The organism is Prochlorococcus sp. MIT 0801, from assembly GCF_000757865.1.
Lineage (GTDB): Bacteria > Cyanobacteriota > Cyanobacteriia > PCC-6307 > Cyanobiaceae > Prochlorococcus_B.
In genome coordinates, this window is the sequence record NZ_CP007754.1 from 1,309,228 (window position 1) to 1,324,243 (window position 15,016).

General features: G+C 34.5%; 16 protein-coding genes and 1 pseudogene. 10 read left to right on the forward strand and 7 right to left on the reverse strand.

The features are described 5' to 3' along the window. Positions 1–168 precede the first annotated feature (168 nt). The gene (locus tag EW15_RS07115) at positions 169–363 is read left to right on the forward strand and encodes a hypothetical protein (RefSeq protein ID WP_011824131.1); all 195 of its coding nucleotides are present in this window, start codon (positions 169–171) and stop codon (positions 361–363) included. Positions 364–478: 115 nt separating this feature from the next. Beyond that, entirely contained in the window at positions 479–685 is a 207-nt protein-coding gene (locus tag EW15_RS07120) for a hypothetical protein (RefSeq protein ID WP_011294810.1), read from the forward strand. Between the two features lie 89 nt (positions 686–774). Here EW15_RS07120 and EW15_RS07125 read toward each other — a convergent pair whose 3' ends face one another. Together EW15_RS07125 and EW15_RS07130 are read right to left on the reverse strand one after the other, a co-directional pair. Next, positions 775–1,863, reverse strand: a complete 1,089-nt coding sequence (locus tag EW15_RS07125) for a chlorophyll a/b binding light-harvesting protein (RefSeq protein WP_038653635.1) — start codon at positions 1,861–1,863, stop codon at positions 775–777. 252 nt (positions 1,864–2,115) lie between these two features. Next, complete coding sequence (locus tag EW15_RS07130; protein WP_011294812.1) at positions 2,116–3,180, reverse strand: chlorophyll a/b binding light-harvesting protein; 1,065 nt, start codon at positions 3,178–3,180, stop codon at positions 2,116–2,118. 464 nt (positions 3,181–3,644) lie between these two features. Between EW15_RS07130 and EW15_RS07135 the strand changes: the two genes are divergently transcribed. From EW15_RS07135 to EW15_RS07155, 6 genes are all read left to right on the forward strand, one after another. Then, entirely contained in the window at positions 3,645–3,902 is a 258-nt protein-coding gene (locus tag EW15_RS07135; protein ID WP_071841062.1) for a TIGR03643 family protein, read from the forward strand. Beyond that, positions 3,899–4,030 carry a DUF2256 domain-containing protein gene (locus EW15_RS10615; protein WP_071841063.1) on the forward strand — a complete coding sequence of 44 codons (132 nt, stop codon included), beginning with the start codon at positions 3,899–3,901 and terminating at the stop codon, positions 4,028–4,030. The genes EW15_RS07135 and EW15_RS10615 overlap by 4 nt, the downstream gene beginning before the upstream one ends. Positions 4,031–4,130: 100 nt before the next feature. Continuing rightward, complete coding sequence (locus EW15_RS07140) at positions 4,131–5,621, forward strand: cryptochrome/photolyase family protein (RefSeq protein ID WP_038653639.1); 1,491 nt, start codon at positions 4,131–4,133, stop codon at positions 5,619–5,621. A 131-nt stretch (positions 5,622–5,752) separates the two neighbouring features. Then, positions 5,753–6,196 (forward strand): peroxiredoxin, encoded by a 444-nt coding sequence (locus EW15_RS07145; RefSeq protein ID WP_197049715.1) that lies wholly within the window; start codon positions 5,753–5,755, stop codon positions 6,194–6,196. A 16-nt stretch (positions 6,197–6,212) separates the two neighbouring features. Then, positions 6,213–7,328, forward strand: coding sequence for an FAD-binding domain-containing protein (locus EW15_RS07150; RefSeq protein WP_038653645.1), 1,116 nt, complete (start codon positions 6,213–6,215; stop codon positions 7,326–7,328). Between the two features lie 123 nt (positions 7,329–7,451). After that, the gene (locus tag EW15_RS07155) at positions 7,452–8,330 is read left to right on the forward strand and encodes an oxidoreductase (protein ID WP_255327221.1); all 879 of its coding nucleotides are present in this window, start codon (positions 7,452–7,454) and stop codon (positions 8,328–8,330) included. A gap of 7 nt (positions 8,331–8,337) precedes the next feature. Here the strand turns inward: EW15_RS07155 and EW15_RS07160 are convergent, their stop codons facing one another. After that, entirely contained in the window at positions 8,338–8,931 is a 594-nt protein-coding gene (locus tag EW15_RS07160) for a hypothetical protein (RefSeq protein ID WP_038653651.1), read from the reverse strand. A gap of 385 nt (positions 8,932–9,316) precedes the next feature. Between EW15_RS07160 and psbA the strand changes: the two genes are divergently transcribed. Both psbA and EW15_RS11340 read left to right on the forward strand, forming a co-directional pair. After that, on the forward strand, positions 9,317–10,399 hold the full coding sequence (gene psbA, locus EW15_RS07165; protein ID WP_011294225.1) for a photosystem II q(b) protein: 1,083 nt from the start codon (positions 9,317–9,319) through the stop codon (positions 10,397–10,399). A 197-nt stretch (positions 10,400–10,596) separates the two neighbouring features. Then, on the forward strand, positions 10,597–10,734 hold the full coding sequence (locus tag EW15_RS11340; RefSeq protein WP_197049669.1) for a hypothetical protein: 138 nt from the start codon (positions 10,597–10,599) through the stop codon (positions 10,732–10,734). A 406-nt stretch (positions 10,735–11,140) separates the two neighbouring features. Here the strand turns inward: EW15_RS11340 and EW15_RS07170 are convergent, their stop codons facing one another. The 4 genes and pseudogenes from EW15_RS07170 to EW15_RS10620 all read right to left on the reverse strand — a co-directional run. Then, positions 11,141–11,989: a transglutaminase family protein gene (locus EW15_RS07170; RefSeq protein ID WP_038653654.1), complete on the reverse strand. Its 849-nt coding sequence runs from the start codon at positions 11,987–11,989 to the stop codon at positions 11,141–11,143. Continuing rightward, positions 11,986–12,960 (reverse strand): alpha-E domain-containing protein, encoded by a 975-nt coding sequence (locus tag EW15_RS07175; protein WP_038653657.1) that lies wholly within the window; start codon positions 12,958–12,960, stop codon positions 11,986–11,988. The genes EW15_RS07170 and EW15_RS07175 overlap by 4 nt, the downstream gene beginning before the upstream one ends. 5 nt (positions 12,961–12,965) lie before the next feature. Then, entirely contained in the window at positions 12,966–14,399 is a 1,434-nt protein-coding gene (locus EW15_RS07180; protein ID WP_038655363.1) for a circularly permuted type 2 ATP-grasp protein, read from the reverse strand. A gap of 419 nt (positions 14,400–14,818) precedes the next feature. Next, positions 14,819–14,953: pseudogene (locus EW15_RS10620) on the reverse strand (DnaB-like helicase C-terminal domain-containing protein); the annotation flags it as partial. Positions 14,954–15,016 lie beyond the last annotated feature (63 nt).

Below are 15,016 nucleotides of genomic sequence, written 5' to 3' on the forward strand. Positions count from 1 at the left end.
TTTTTGGCGTAATACGGTGAGCACACCTTACAGGCACCTGAATTCAAAAACTACCAATAGTCATAAGGCGTATAAAGAAGTAGTAAAGTTTTTTTTCTTCAAATTGGCTCAAACCCCAACTAAACTAGGTTTTCATGGAAATACTCAAGAAAAATTTAAATATCAAAAATGAAATCTGCTTTACAACTTGAATTACAAGATCTTCATGGACTTCCTTATATAGCAACAATAATTTGGTTTGTTTTGCTTGGAGTTTCTCTTTTAGCTGTGGTTTTTTATCTTTTTCAGAAAAATTCAGCATCCAAAAGAAAAGTTGATGAGGTTTCTCCCACTGAGAAGAAATCTCGTGCAAAAGGGTTTTAAATGACTAAGAAAATTTTGTTTTTCAATGTTAGTTCTCAAATTAATGTAATATCCTCAAACACGGGTTTGGCATAGTGGCCACCTGGGTTAACTATAAAAACAATTTTTTTATTCAATGATTGATTTTTCTCACCTTCTTGATTTTGCCACTCAGCTTCCACACCCATCAGATATTGGTTTAATCAAACCATCCGGTGGATTTAATATAGCCGCAGCTCTTTGTGGACTTGGAGCAGTTTTTGGAGCGTCTCAATTCTTCTACTATTCTGATGATTCAAAAAGGATCGATCCTTGGGCTAAGCCTGACAACTACAAAAACTAAAGAAAGTTAAAACCTCTTTAATTTTTTTCAATAAAAAAAGAGTCTCGTCAAAAGACGAGACTCTTTTTTATGCTGAAAGACTCAGAAAATCAATCAGTGAGAGTAACTCTTGCTCCATCAAGATTACTAATTGCATCAGTAACCTTTTTGAAATCAAAGCCTAGAGCACGTATTGCATGCCAAAGGTGTCCTTGAATAAAGAAGAAACCAAGATAGTAATGAACATTCGCAAGCCAAGCTCTTGAAGTATGACCACTAACGACACCAGTCATATCAGCAGTATCAATCCAATATGGAGAGATTCCAAACTTAAGAGCTAATGTTTCTCCGTACCAAGCCTCTGGATAAACAGTTGTATTGGTTGCACACCAGAAAGCGGCAATAATTGCCATCCAACCAATACCAGCAAGAGACCAGGAAAGAACGGCTTCAGCAGAAAGAATATTCTTCCCTTTGAATTCTGTGTATTCTCCTACCTGCTTAGTTGCGATATGGAAAGCACCACCTGTGATCTCAACAAATGCTAAGAATGCATGACCACCCATAACATCCTCCAGACTATCAATAGCCAAGAAATCAAACTGATGATTCCAAATGTTGGTCAAGTTTAAGTTGTACTCAACTTGTCGAACAGCTCCTATTGCAGGATCGTAAATCCCATGTATTCGAGCCCACTCAACAAACCAAATACATGCAACACCAAAGAAAATCAAATGGTGACCAAGAATAAAAGTCTGATTATCTGGATTATCCCATTCAAGCTTGTATCTTGCTGCCTGACGATGTTCAGGACGATCATCAGCAAACAAACCTGAACTATTTTGGGTGTCTTCGCTAAAAATCAGTGAGTGCAATAGACCTGCACCCGCATAAACCATTGAACAAATCAGATGGAATACTCCGATAAAAGCAATTGATGTTCCGTCGAATACTGTTCCAGTTGGATCAAATCCAATACCAATAGAAGCAAGGTGTGGGATGCTCACCATTCCTTGGTGTCCCATTGGAATATCTGGGTTGTATCTAGCGAGCTCCCAAAGTGTGTTGGCACCAGCTGCGAAACAAATCAATCCTGTATGAGCAACATGCGAGCCAATAAATCGGCTTGACTTATTTGTTACGACAGAATTACCAACCCACCACCCGTAGGTGACGTCTGGGTTTCCGTAGGACTGCATAATTGAGGAAATTGAAGTCGAAATTCGACCTACCTTACATTTAGTGCAATAAATTTGCTTGAAATCGTAAAAGGTCTTTATTTAATGCACAAAAATAATCAATAGAAGAGCTTTAATTATTCATTGATTTTGCTTACAAAACTAGTATCAAAAGGGATTTGAGAATCCTAGTTAAATAGCAGTCAATATTTTAATAAAAAAAGCCCCGCAAAAATTACGGGGCTTCAGAGATTATCCAATCAATTGAATTAGTTAGTCATTAAGAGTGATTTGCGCCCTATCTAAACCAGCTACAGCATTTGTAACTCTCCTAAAGTCAAAGCCTAATGCACGAATAGCGTGCCATAAATGACCTTGTAAGAAGAAGAATCCAAAATAATAATGGACATTTGTTAAAGCAGCTCTTGTGGTGTGACCTGCTAGTGCAGTGCTCTCACTTACCTCTACAGTATCGATCCAATAGGGAGAAATTCCAAATTTCAAAGCCAAAGGCTCTCCAAACCAAGGTTCAGGATAAACAGTTGTATTTGTTGCGCACCAGAATGCTGCGACAATCGCCATCCAACCAATACCTGCCAATGAGAAAGATAAAACAGCCTCGGCAGAGAGGATCCCAGCTCCTTTGAATTCTGTGTATTCTCCTACCTGCTTAGTTGCGATATGGAAAGCACCACCAGTTATCTCAACAAATGCTAAAAACGCATGGCCGCCCAAAACATCTTCAAGATTATCTATAGCTAAGAAATCAAACTGATGGTTCCAAATATTGGTCAAATTAAGGTTGTACTCAACTTGTCGAACAGCTCCTATTGCTGGGTCATAAATTCCGTGAATTCTGGCCCATTCAACAAAAGCAATACAAGCAACCCCAAAGAAAATAAGATGGTGACCCAAAATAAATGTCAAATTATCGGGATTGTCCCATTCAAGCTTGAATTTTTGAGTAGTAGGTCCTGGCCCATCAGCCAAATCCCCATCAAAGAGCAGAGAGTGAGAAAGAGCTCCTCCTGCATAAACAAGAGAAGCAATAATATGGACAATTGCTACTGAAGCAACATTCGCTCCAGTCCAAACACCTGCATCATCAAATCCAATTCCAATAGATGCAAGATGAGCGAGAAAGATAGAGCTTTGGTGCCCCATGGCTATAGAAGGATCAAACCTAGCTAGCTCCCAAAGAGTGCTAGCTCCTGCAGCAAATGAAATTAGGCCAGTATGACCAGCATGGGCTGCAATGAACTTTCCAGCGCGGTTAGTAACCCTTGAATTACCAGCCCACCACCCGTAGGTGACATCTGGATTTCCATAGGTCTGCATATAAAACAGGGGGAATATATATTTTACAGACTACAAGTTAGTAGACTTTTTAACTATAAAAAACCAAAACAAACAAGCATTGATTAATAATCAAACATCATTTTATACTCGTGTATAAGTAAAACTTAACAGTAAGATTAGTGACTAATTATACAAAAAAGTCACTATAAGTTTAGTGTCTCAAAATACATAAATAGATAAGTTCTACTTAACTATTAATACCGTTTTTACTGTTGGAAGAGCGCAAGCGCCCTTCCAATGTTGACAGAGAAACGAACTTCGACTTCAATTCCTATCAACAGAGACTGTCATAACAAAAATCAATCATGAGTGTGAGAACAAATAATTCATTTCATATATCCAAAACAAATTGATTGGCAATGGAGTTTTATAAATCAAAGAAAATTCTTAGGGATATACGTACCAATACTAATGAAAATCTCTTCTAAGGTTTGTCCAGTTTCTTGGCAATACAAATCGTACTTAAAAGGCTAACTTCAGCTGAGGTTGATCGCATTATCGAAATGGCCTGGGAGGACAGGACACCTTTTGATGCGATCGAATTTCAATTCAATCTCAAAGAGAAAGAAGTTATTCATTTAATGAGGTCTAATTTAAAAACATCTTCTTTTAAAATGTGGAGAAAGAGGGTTACTGGAAGGAAACTTAAGCATGGCTTTCCTGACAAGAAGACAAGGTTCAAGTCAACCAATCAAAAGTGAAATTCAAATTGATAAAAAATTGTCCGATTTGCTTGAGAGATTTTCAATGGAGAAAAAAATGGGCTAAAGAGTGGGATAAAGTCATTTACTGTTCAGAAAGATGTAGAAGAAGGAAAAATCAAAATTAACCATGTTGAGTTTTTTCGCACTCAAAAAAGAATCCAGTTATTTTATAAAATTAACTTCTTAAATTTTTTTGAGAAGTAATAAATTTATTAATCGACTAAATTGAGAAAGATTTTCCTGATTTTTCCAAATCAATTATTCAAAATAAAAAAACAATTTAGTGACGTTAGTCATATTGCTCTGATCCAAGATAGCTTATTTTTTGGTTGTGATTCTCAATGGCAACAAAAGTTTCATTGTCAAAAAATAATTTTCCACAAAGCTACTATGGACTCTTACGAAGAAGATCTCAGATCTCAGGGGTTCAATGTAATTTATTTAAAACATCAAAGAGAAAGCAGAACAGAAGATAATCTCAATTATCTCTCAGAAAAAGGTTTTAATTATTTCATCACTTATGAAGCGTTTGATTGGTCGCTAGAAAAAAGAATTAAGGATTTCTCTTTGAAAAAGAATATAAAGTTGAAAATAAGAAAAAATGATATGTTTTTAACTTGTCAAGATATATCTGAAGAAATACTTAATCAAAAAAAAATTTATGGAATGCAGAAATTTTATAAGATTCAAAGAAAAAGCCTAAATATACTTATCGAAAAAGATGGTTCGCCAACAGGGGGGACATGGAGTTTTGACAAAATGAATAGAAAGAAGCTTCCAAATTCAATTGAAGTTCCTAGAATAACAACTATAAAAACAAGCAGATTACTAGATAAAGCTAAGAAAGAAGTTTCTATAAATTATAAAGATTATTACGGGAGCACAGAAAACTTTAATTATCCATTGTCTCATAAAGATGCTGAAGAATGGTTAGATAATTTTTTAATTGAAAGATTTAATTTATTTGGAGATTATGAAGATGCAATACATTCAAATCATAGGACACTTTGGCATAGTGTTCTTTCTCCATTAATTAATTCCGGATTACTTACTCCGAGACAAATAATAGATAAATCATGGGAGTTTTATCAATCAAACAATATTGGGATTAATTCCTATGAAGGATTTGTTAGACAAATTATTGGCTGGCGTGAATTTATCCTATTAATGTATAAACGAAATAGTTTAGAACTAAGAAATGGAAATTTCTGGGATTTTGAGGACAAACCAATACCCTTAAGTTTTTACACTGGTCAAACAGGAATAAGGCCTTTAGATGACTCAATAAAAAATATTTTAGAGACAGGGTATGCTCATCATATAGAAAGACTAATGATAGTTGGAAATTTAATGCTTCTATGCAGATTTCATCCAAATAAAGTATACAAATGGTTTATGGAATTATTTATAGATTCATATGATTGGGTTATGGTTCCAAATGTTTATGGAATGAGTCAATTTTCAGATGGAGGACTATTTACAACCAAACCATATATTTCTGGCTCTAATTATATTCGAAAAATGTCTAACTATAAATCTGAAGATTGGTGCTCAACTTGGGATAGTCTTTTTTGGACATTTATAGATGATTATAAAAATAAGTTCAAGGACCAATATCGTTTGTCAATGATTTTAAGGAATTTAGAAAAAATGGACCCTAATAAAAAAATGAACCACAGACGTAATGCTAATGAATTCTTGTCTAAACTAAATTAATAATTTAAACTGAGATATTTAGAACAAAAAAATTTCTATAAACTTTGTCTAGGTGTTGTTTTTACTCCAGAAGAGCACTCTCGAGAGGAAGTGAATTGAGTATAATAGTGATTTGATTAATTAGAGTGAAGCTGAAAATTGGTGATCAGATTCCTTCATTTTCTCTAAAAGATCAAAAGGGGAATATCAGAACATCAAATAATTTGAAAAAGTCTCTGGTTTTGTTTTTTTACCCGAAAGACGATACACCTGGTTGCACTGTCGAAGCTTGTGGCTTCCGAGACAAATATGATCTTTTCAAAATTCTAGGTGCTGAGGTATGGGGAATAAGTAATGGTAGTCCTCAAAGTCATCTAGGATTTGCAAATAAAAATAAACTTCAGTATCCATTACTTTGCGACCAAAACAATATTCTTAGAAATCAATTTGGAGTACCGAAAAAACTAGGATTCATAGAAGGAAGAGTAACTTACATAATAAATTCTGAAGGAGTAATAAAACATATTTTTGAAGACCTTCTAAATGGTCCAGCTCATATAAAAGAAGCTATAAAAGCATTAAAAAAACTTCAATAATAAATTTAATACTCTTGTGAATATTTTTGATGAGGCTAATGATTTATTAGATAATTTCATTTTCAATCACCTTAGTTCATACCATCAACTAAGAAATTACGATTATGGTATCGAAAACAGGACTAATGTCTCTCAAATTTCTAAATATACATCACATAGAATCCTTTACGAATTTGACATAATTGAAAAATTAAAAAAGTATGATAAGAAACAAAAGTACACTGATGAAATCCTTTGGAGGATCTATTGGAGGGGTTACCTTGAAAATTACAAATCCATATGGTATGAATATATAAATTTCAAAGAAAACTCAAAAAGTTCATACTTAATTAGTTCTGCTATTAATGGTAAGACAGGTATAGATTGCTTTGATAAATGGATAGAGGAGCTTAGAGAGAATAACTATTTGCATAATCACGCAAGGATGTGGTTCGCAAGTATATGGATTTTCACTCTAGGACTTCCATGGCAATTAGGAGCGAGGCTGTTCATGAAACATCTACTAGATGGGGATGCTGCATCGAACACCCTTAGCTGGAGATGGGTGGCTGGTATGCACACAAATAAGAAGCCTTACTTAGCATCTAAAGAAAACATCAATAAGTACACAGTTAATCGATTTAGAGATACTCCCATTAGCATTTCGAGCAAAATTAATATCATAAAAGATAGTCAACATCAATCAAATAAACTTCCAGTTCAAAGAAGTTTTCCTAATAGTAATATTCTAATAATATTTGATAATGATATGAATATCATGAACAGATATACGTTATTTAATTCATACTCAAAGGTTTATATATTGCATAATATAGCCACAAATAATGAATTTGATCTAAGTGAGACCGTGATTCAATTCAAACGAGGTTTAATTGATAAAATAAATAAGTTAATCCCAAACTCAGAAGTATTAAAATCAACTGACCTAGGAATTAATTTGTCTGGTCACAGTTTTATTGATGTTATCTACCCAGGAGTTGGGCATAATCTAGATCTAATAAATAAATTTGCTAATCAAAATCAAATCATTTTTAATTATATATATAGAAAAGAGGACCTTAAATATTGGAATTATGCAAATTCAGGATTTTACAAATTTAAGACTTCATTTAATAGAATTAATAAGATCTAAAATCTTATTAATTTTATTAAGTCAATACAAACAGATCATCCACGTCTACCACAATTAAATTAAATCATAATTATAGTAAATAAACATTTTCAAAGGGTTATGGTTAGATTAAATGAAATCAAGATGCAAGACGGAAAAGTATTCTTAATCACCGGAGCCAATAGTGGTCTTGGCTATGAAACATCAAAATTCCTTTTAGAAAGGGGGGCAACAGTAATCATGTCTTGCAGAGACATGATCAAAGGAGAGAAAGCCAAACAAGAACTTTTAAAATTTAATTTTTCTGGAAAGATCGAACTAGTTGAATTAGATTTATCCGATTTAATAAACGTTAAAAAATTTGCTGAATCTATAAAAAATAAATTTGATTACTTAGATGTTTTAATCAATAATGCTGGGATAATGGCTCCACCAAAGACTTTTAGCAAGCAAGGTTTTGAAATACAGTTTGCAGTTAATCATCTTGCACATATGTTTTTAACGTTAGAACTATTACCCATGCTTGAAGAAAAAAATAATTCTAGAGTTGTCACAGTAACCTCAGGTGTCCAATATTTTGGAAAGATTCAGTGGGCGGATTTACAAGGAAATCTTAAATACGATCGTTGGGCTTCCTATGCGCAGAGCAAGCTTGCAAACGTAATGTTTGGCTTGGAACTTAATTCAAAACTTAAAGAAAGCAATTCAAAAACTTCTTCACTACTAGCTCATCCAGGATTTGCACGAACAAATTTGCAGCCAAAATCTGTTGAGGCTAATCAATCATGGCAAGAAGGACTTGCTTACAAGTTGATGGATCCCATGTTTCAAAGCGCGAAAATGGGAGCATTGCCTCAAATAGCAGCCGCTACATTATCTAACGCTATTGGAGGAGAGCAATATGGACCTAGATTTAACTTTAGAGGGTTCCCAAAAATCTGTAAAAATGCTCCAGAGGCATTAAATCAAACTTCAAGAAAAAAATTGTGGGCAATAAGCGAAACGCTAATAAAAGATGTTTGAGATCCTCTCAAAGCAAAGGAAGTAATTCTTCTCCTCTATCACATATTTCTTGTTGAGAAGGACATTCTATTTTTCCAGTCCAATGAATTAAGCCTTTTCTAATTGGACAATTACATTTATTCTCACCAGTTAATTCATTGAGTTCACCACCTGTCCAAGGAGTTGCCTTACCATCAAGCATTATTTCTTTAAATCGATCAGAAAACGACTTACTTAACCTCTCATAAACTTGTACTGACTGAAGTAAATCATCAAATGCCTTGGATTTATCTTCATAATTTCTTTTTTCTAATTCTTTATCAAAAACACCTCTCATAAATTTTGTACAATTAACTGCTTCCAAATTAGTAAATGGTTTTAGCTTTTGACTTAAGTATTCCCTATTAGAAACTATTGATTCAAGAGACAATATCCTTTCTTCTAAAGCCTTAATCTTATCAACAGAAGACAAATCGGTATTTAGAATATCATTATCAGACAATGACTTTGAAACTAAATCAGTTATGTGTTCGGTCAGACTTTTGCCTGACATAGTCGCCTGTCGCTTAACTTTAGTCAATAAGTCTTTTGAGATTTTTATATTAAACTGACTTTTAGTCATTTTTCCTCAGTCATGACTGAGCCAATTATAGTGATTTGTTTAATAATAGCAAAATAGGAAAAAAGAAAAAGTATTATCCCAACACGAGAATAAGAACCTACTATTTAAACTATTCAAACTATTTCTACTAGTAAAAATAGTTTGAATAGTAGAAGTAAATTGTAATTAATGCTTCTTCATTACTGATTGATTAATCGACCAGTTCGCAAAGCAACTTATGAGATAAGAACAAATTATTCATACCAATAGATTTACTGATTGCTATTTGCCAAATCTTGGTGAGTTTACCCATCCTAGATATCTTATTTAGAAGCTAAATTCTGTCTGTCAGATTTTATCTGATCTTATTTATTGCTCTTTCGAGCAAATACTTATCGCTCTTTTCATGACCACTATTCAGCAGCAGCGTTCTTCGTTGCTCAAAGGTTGGCCACAATTCTGCGAGTGGGTTACTTCCACCAACAACCGTATCTATGTCGGTTGGTTCGGTGTATTGATGATCCCTTGCCTTCTTGCGGCAACAACTTGTTTCATCGTTGCATTTATCGCTGCTCCTCCAGTTGATATCGACGGTATCCGTGAGCCAGTAGCTGGTTCATTCATGTATGGAAACAACATCATTTCTGGTGCTGTTGTTCCTTCAAGTAACGCTATCGGCCTTCACTTCTACCCAATCTGGGAAGCAGCAACTCTTGATGAGTGGCTATATAACGGCGGCCCTTACCAGCTTGTAATCTTCCACTTCCTTATTGGTATCTCTGCATACATGGGACGTCAGTGGGAGCTTTCATACCGTTTAGGTATGCGCCCATGGATCTGTGTTGCTTACTCAGCACCTGTATCAGCAGCTTTCGCTGTATTCCTTGTTTACCCATTCGGTCAGGGTTCATTCTCTGATGGTATGCCTCTAGGAATCTCTGGAACATTCAACTTCATGTTCGTTTTCCAGGCTGAGCACAACATCTTGATGCACCCATTCCATATGGCTGGTGTAGCAGGTATGTTCGGTGGTGCTTTGTTCTCTGCAATGCACGGTTCTTTGGTTACTTCATCACTTATCCGTGAGACCACAGGACTTGATTCACAGAACTACGGTTACAAGTTTGGACAAGAAGAAGAGACATACAACATCGTTGCAGCTCATGGCTACTTCGGTCGTTTGATCTTCCAATATGCAAGCTTCAACAACAGCCGTAGCCTTCACTTCTTCTTGGCTTCATGGCCAGTGATTTGTGTTTGGTTGACATCTATGGGCATCTGCACCATGGCGTTCAACTTGAACGGTTTCAACTTCAACCAGTCTGTAGTTGATACTTCAGGCAAGGTTGTACCAACCTGGGGTGACGTACTTAACCGTGCAAACCTTGGTATGGAAGTAATGCACGAGCGTAATGCTCACAACTTCCCACTTGACCTAGCAGCTGCTGAGTCTACTTCTGTAGCTCTTGTTGCACCTGCAATCGGTTAAGTCTTTAACTTGATTTTTTAAAGCCCTCTTTTAGAGGGCTTTTTTTTTGCAATTTTGGATTATTGAAAACATCTACGAGGATTAATTATTCCTATAAAAAAATATTAACTTGATTAAGAAATAACTTAATATATGTTGCCCATCGGAAAAAGGTCAGCTAAAGAAAGTATCAACAAATACATTTCTGGCTTCGACCCATGATTAATGAGAACCTTGTAGAAATCCTTCTCGCTGCAATTCTTGTTTCAAACACCTATGACAAGGATCAGGCAATCATTAAATGGGGAGGGATAGTAATAGCAGTAGCTGGTGTTGCTTCAGCCTTATTTAGCTAACTGTTGAAATCCTGTGATTTTGACAAAATTCGAATAAATCAAACTTCTTAGTCTGAGCTGCAATTAATTTGCAGCTTTTTTTGTGCGTTGAATAATAACTCATAAAAATATAGCCATACCAATGCATTAAAAGCAAAATCTTGGTTGGAGAATAAAGTTAAAGGATAGAAAGTTTTGCGAGATTGAAGCTCTCCTAAAAGTCAAATTGTCTTCGGAGAAAATCCCATTTCATTCCTTAATAAGCCAAAACCCCTGAATTTATCAAGCAAAATCATTAAGCAAAACCTGTTATTACAGTAAAAAGGCCTTTGTTTTCAGAGATGAATTATTTTCATTACAAAAATTGGTTAGGAAAGCGTTTTTCCTAGCACTTCAGAGTGAGTCCATCAAATAATTTCTATACAATTCAGATAATTTCAATATTCCAATGTAATTCACTTTTCAAGTCAGGAGCACCAGTAAAACTTCCTCTTACTGGTGCTACAAGTTCAGACTTAGAAGAAGAGGCTAGGGTTATATATTTACTATTAATCAAACCACAACCGCTTGGATCAAATCCTCTCCATCCAAAACCAGGTATAAAAATCTCAGTCCATGCATGAAGTTCATATTTTTCTGGGGGTTGGTCCATAAATTGATACCCGCTAACGAAACGACTAGGTATGCCAACGGATCGACAAGTCTCCATTAACAAAATTGCCAAATCCCTGCAAGAACCAACTCTCTCTCTAAGAGTTCTTGCTGCAGTCCATGCAGGTCCAAGATGTCTAGGTGTATATGTAACCCTATCTTTTATTAGAGCGATTAATTTATATAAAAAGTCCAATACATTATTTTCGATCCCTACTAATGCCTCTTGAGCAATTTGAATTGCTGCTGGATCATGTTGTCCATTAAGCAACCAACCTTGAATAAATCCATTAAGTGAGCTATTTTCTGCTTCTATTTTCATAGGTAAACTTAGGTCATTATCATTTTTTAATTTATATAAATCTGGATGAATCTGCGTCTCGATTTCACTTTCTGCCTTAATAAGAAGAGAATTAGTAGGATCTTTAAAAAACACCTTAAAAATATCATCTCCATTTTCAGAGATTAAAGGAAATATTAAATGAGGGTAAGGATTAATTTCAAGACTAAAATAATTTAACTTCTGGAAACCCCCAGACCTGGGTTTCATACAAATCAAATGCTCGCGAAGAGAGACGGGTTCTTCATAAGAATAAAATAGTTTGTGAATTATTTTCTTTTTCATTCTTCTAAAGAATCAAAATCAAATCCCTTTTCATTTATAAAATAAAAGCTATGTATAAGATCATTTAATTTATTTAAGTCAATTTGAAGGCTATCAATAGCCTCATGTAAACCATTTTTAATTAAGTTATCTATTCTTACAAAACTCCATTTTGATAGTAATAAACCTATTAAACATTCTAGATCATTTGGCTTCTGAGAAACAGGGGAATTTTGAATCTTACCTAAAGATTCTTTAATGCCCTCAAGACAAAATCTCACAGATCTGGGAAAAATAGGATCTAATAGTAAAAAACTTGCAATTGCATTAGGAGTTATTGATCCTTGTTCAGATCTTCTAAACATTTGATAAGCTCCCGCTGAGCGTAATAAAGAAATCCATTGCAGTTCATCTAAGGCTCCTCCAAGCTCATTTAGATTTGGTAAAAGCAAAAAATATTTCACATCTAATATTCTAGAAGTTTTATCCGCTCTCTCAATCAACCTTCCTAATTTACTAAAATGCCATGCAATATCATGACTAAAAGTAGCATCTGTAACTCCATAAAATAACTGGCAACTTCTTCTTATTTCAAATAATTGTTCTTGAGCAGGTTGATGCCATATGACCTCACCTTCCTGAATACTCCAAAATAAACTATTTATTTGTTCCCACATCTCAGAAGTGATAACATCTCTAATTTGGCGCGCATTTTCTCTTGCCATATAAATGCAACTAACAATGCTATTTAGATTCTCTCTATCTTTAATAAGAAAACTTATTACATCACTTGAAGTTTTATTCTTATAACTCTTATCGAATTCGTTTCTATCACCACTAGCATCTATTAAAGGCAACCAGGGTTCTGCACTACCAGGCGGACAGTCTAGAGCCATAGACTCGCTAACTTCAACAAATCTAGAAATATTTTCAGCACGTTCTAAATATCTATTAATCCAATAAAGTGATTCAGCAACTCTACTAAGTAACATTTATACTATTGGATTACCACCCAAGTGTCTTTACACCCTCCACCTTGAGAAGAATTAACGATCAAAGAATCACGTTTTAAAGCGACCCTTGTTAGGCCTCCAGGACTTACCCAAGTATTCTTTCCTCTAAGAATATATGGTCTTAAATCAACATGACATGGGTATACTTCACCATCACTTAGTGATGGGACCGTAGACAAATCTAGAGTTGGTTGAGCTATATAATTTCTTGGATTAGCTTTGATTTTAGCTGAAAATTTATCAATATCTATTTGAGAAGAATGTGGACCTATTAACATTCCATATCCGCCTGCTTCAGAAACGCTTTTAACAACTAGGTAACGGAGGTTCTTAATTACATAATCAAGATCTTTTTCCCTTGCACATACATATGTTTTAACATTATTTATTATTGGCTCCTCTTTTAAATAATATCTAATCATATCTGGTACAAAAGTATAAATTAATTTATCATCTGCTAATCCTGTACCAGGAGCATTTGCGACAGCCACTCTACCCTTACTCATCACATCAAGAAGACCTGGGACTCCAAGCATTGAGTCTTTTCTAAAGAATTTAGGATCTAAAAAATCATCATCTATTCGACGATAAATAACATCAATTTTTTTTATCCCTGAGGTGGTTCTCAAATAAACATTATCATTCTGACAAACTAAATCACTTCCTTCAACTAATTGAACTCCCATCTGTTGAGCCAAATAACTATGCTCAAAATATGCACTATTAAAAACTCCAGGAGTCAATAAAACAACTTTTGGATTATCAGTCCAAACTGCCAATTCCTGAAGTGATTTCAATAAATATGATGGGTAATCATCAATAGGTCTAACAATCCTGCCAGCAAAAAGGCTAGGAAAAATTCTTTTCATAACTAATCTATTCTCCAAGAAATATGCAACTCCTGAAGGGCACCGAAGATTGTCCTCTAGAACGAGCCAGTCTCCTTTTCCATCTCTAATTAAATCTAAGCCAGACACATGGCACCATTTCCCTAATGGCAACACAAATCCCTGCATTTGTGGCCGCCAACCATCAGAACTCTCTATAAATTCTATTGGGATAATCCGATCTTTTATTATTTGCTGTTTGCCATAAACATCAGATAAAAATAAATCTATCGCTTCAAGTCTCTGTACAAGTCCTCTTTCTAGCTCTAACCATTCAGAGGCACCAATTACTCTCGGCAAAGGATCAAAAGGAAGAATCCTTTCAGAACCTTTGTTACCGGAGTCGTTAAGACGAAAAGTTGCTCCATGACGTAGAAGTAATTTTCTAGCAATTTCATGACTTACATTTAACTGATCTAAACCTATCTTTTTTAAAGATGAAAGAAGAGGCTCAAGGGATTTTCTAGGAGAAAAATCTTCAGAAGAAAAATATTCATCATATCCCTTTTTAGGTTGATAATCTGTAAACATATCAACCTCCAATTAGTTAATTAAATATGAATCAAGCCAGCAATTATTCAGGTAGCTAAAAATACAAAAAAGAATTTAAATATCTCTAATTAATGATTTAAGTATATTTAAGTACAGTTCTTGCATGATCTTCCTTTATTTCCTCAAGGATCTGAAGCATTGATCGAACTAAAGGTTATGCATGTTTAGAGAGAAAATAACTAAAAAAGATTTCTAAAATAATTCGAAGGTTAGGATAGAATCTTATTAAGAAAGCTGAGAAACCTTGATCTAAATATCCCACTATACGTTAAATAAAAACGCCAGCACGTCAATTGATATCAATTGCTTAAGAGCAAAAATCGCGGTTAAACGAAAGTTAGAGCAATTCAAAGAGACATAATTGAGAAGATATATCCATGATTAATTCACTCAAAGAATTCTTTACTCATCTCTAGGCTAAAAACACAAATCAGAATATCATGCAGTCGAGCTACATTTTTTGCAAAATTCAGAACGACAAAAGTTTTCCACATTGCTGGTCTTCCTGCAACAATAATTAAGTCACTTCTTTTGTGGACCTTAGCTCAGTTTTTTATTTTTTAAATTACTGATTTCCAAATCCACAATCAGATTCT

Excerpts from the sequence above, each read along its gene's own strand:
- psbA (WP_011294225.1), top strand. The coding sequence starts at position 9,317 with ATGACCACTATTCAGCAGCAGCGTTCTTCGTTGCTCAAAGGTTGGCCA.
- EW15_RS07180 (WP_038655363.1), bottom strand. The coding sequence starts at position 14,399 with ATGTTTACAGATTATCAACCTAAAAAGGGATATGATGAATATTTTTCT.
- EW15_RS07120 (WP_011294810.1), top strand. The coding sequence starts at position 479 with ATGATTGATTTTTCTCACCTTCTTGATTTTGCCACTCAGCTTCCACAC.
- EW15_RS07155 (WP_255327221.1), top strand. The coding sequence starts at position 7,452 with ATGCAAGACGGAAAAGTATTCTTAATCACCGGAGCCAATAGTGGTCTT.
- EW15_RS07130 (WP_011294812.1), bottom strand. The coding sequence starts at position 3,180 with ATGCAGACCTATGGAAATCCAGATGTCACCTACGGGTGGTGGGCTGGT.
- EW15_RS11340 (WP_197049669.1), top strand. The coding sequence starts at position 10,597 with ATGATTAATGAGAACCTTGTAGAAATCCTTCTCGCTGCAATTCTTGTT.
- EW15_RS07170 (WP_038653654.1), bottom strand. The coding sequence starts at position 11,989 with ATGAAAAAGAAAATAATTCACAAACTATTTTATTCTTATGAAGAACCC.
- EW15_RS07160 (WP_038653651.1), bottom strand. The coding sequence starts at position 8,931 with ATGACTAAAAGTCAGTTTAATATAAAAATCTCAAAAGACTTATTGACT.
- EW15_RS07175 (WP_038653657.1), bottom strand. The coding sequence starts at position 12,960 with ATGTTACTTAGTAGAGTTGCTGAATCACTTTATTGGATTAATAGATAT.
- EW15_RS07125 (WP_038653635.1), bottom strand. The coding sequence starts at position 1,863 with ATGCAGTCCTACGGAAACCCAGACGTCACCTACGGGTGGTGGGTTGGT.
- EW15_RS07115 (WP_011824131.1), top strand. The coding sequence starts at position 169 with ATGAAATCTGCTTTACAACTTGAATTACAAGATCTTCATGGACTTCCT.